The sequence below is a fragment of the Pseudomonas sp. 51_B genome (assembly GCF_017491595.1).
GTDB classification, from domain to species: Bacteria; Pseudomonadota; Gammaproteobacteria; order Pseudomonadales; family Pseudomonadaceae; genus Aquipseudomonas; species Aquipseudomonas promysalinigenes.
Genome location: NZ_JAFGYW010000049.1, coordinates 2,687 through 4,436, shown reverse-complemented (window position 1 = coordinate 4,436; position 1,750 = coordinate 2,687). Strand labels below are relative to the sequence as shown.

The 1,750-nt window shown below is 52.7% G+C and carries 1 rRNA gene (only partly in view); it reads right to left on the bottom strand.

Annotated features, from left to right (window positions below):
- Positions 1-21: 21 nt before the first annotated feature.
- Positions 22-1,750, bottom strand: a 23S ribosomal RNA gene (locus J5M56_RS23435); it runs 1,262 nt beyond the window's last position.

Here is a 1,750-nt window from a genome sequence, read left to right as displayed (position 1 = left end):
TGCAGATTGCTTGGGTGTTATATGGTCAAGCCTCACGGGCAATTAGTATTGGTTAGCTCAACGCCTCACAGCGCTTACACACCCAACCTATCAACGTCGTAGTCTTCGACGGCCCTTTAGGGGATTCAAGATCCCAGTGAGATCTCATCTTGAGGCAAGTTTCCCGCTTAGATGCTTTCAGCGGTTATCTCTTCCGAACATAGCTACCCGGCAATGCCACTGGCGTGACAACCGGAACACCAGAGGTTCGTCCACTCCGGTCCTCTCGTACTAGGAGCAGCCCCTCTCAAATCTCAAACGTCCACGGCAGATAGGGACCGAACTGTCTCACGACGTTCTAAACCCAGCTCGCGTACCACTTTAAATGGCGAACAGCCATACCCTTGGGACCGGCTTCAGCCCCAGGATGTGATGAGCCGACATCGAGGTGCCAAACACCGCCGTCGATATGAACTCTTGGGCGGTATCAGCCTGTTATCCCCGGAGTACCTTTTATCCGTTGAGCGATGGCCCTTCCATACAGAACCACCGGATCACTAAGACCTACTTTCGTACCTGCTCGACGTGTTTGTCTCGCAGTCAAGCGCGCTTTTGCCTTTATACTCTACGACCGATTTCCGACCGGTCTGAGCGCACCTTCGTACTCCTCCGTTACTCTTTGGGAGGAGACCGCCCCAGTCAAACTACCCACCATACACTGTCCTCGATCCGGATAACGGACCTGAGTTAGAACCTCAAAGTTGCCAGGGTGGTATTTCAAGGATGGCTCCATGAGAACTGGCGTCCCCACTTCAAAGCCTCCCACCTATCCTACACAAGCAAATTCAAAGTCCAGTGCAAAGCTATAGTAAAGGTTCACGGGGTCTTTCCGTCTAGCCGCGGATACACTGCATCTTCACAGCGATTTCAATTTCACTGAGTCTCGGGTGGAGACAGCGCCGCCATCGTTACGCCATTCGTGCAGGTCGGAACTTACCCGACAAGGAATTTCGCTACCTTAGGACCGTTATAGTTACGGCCGCCGTTTACCGGGGCTTCGATCAAGAGCTTCGCTTGCGCTAACCCCATCAATTAACCTTCCGGCACCGGGCAGGCGTCACACCCTATACGTCCACTTTCGTGTTTGCAGAGTGCTGTGTTTTTAATAAACAGTCGCAGCGGCCTGGTATCTTCGACCGGCATGGGCTTACGGAGCAAGTCCTTCACCCTCGCCGGCGCACCTTCTCCCGAAGTTACGGTGCCATTTTGCCTAGTTCCTTCACCCGAGTTCTCTCAAGCGCCTTGGTATTCTCTACCTAACCACCTGTGTCGGTTTGGGGTACGGTTCCCAGTTATCTGAAGCTTAGGAGCTTTTCTTGGAAGCATGGCATCAACCACTTCGCGCTCTAAAGAGCACTCGTCATCAGCTCTCGGCCTTGAGATCCCGGATTTGCCTAAGATCTCAGCCTACCACCTTAAACTTGGACAACCAACGCCAAGCTGGCCTAGCCTTCTCCGTCCCTCCATCGCAATAACTGGAAGTACAGGAATATTAACCTGTTTTCCATCGACTACGCTTTTCAGCCTCGCCTTAGGGACCGACTAACCCTGCGTCGATTAACGTTGCGCAGGAAACCTTGGTCTTTCGGCGTGCGAGTTTTTCACTCGCATTGTCGTTACTCATGTCAGCATTCGCACTTCTGATACCTCCAGCAAGCTTCTCAACTCACCTTCACAGGCTTACAGAACGCTCCTCTACCGCATCACCAGA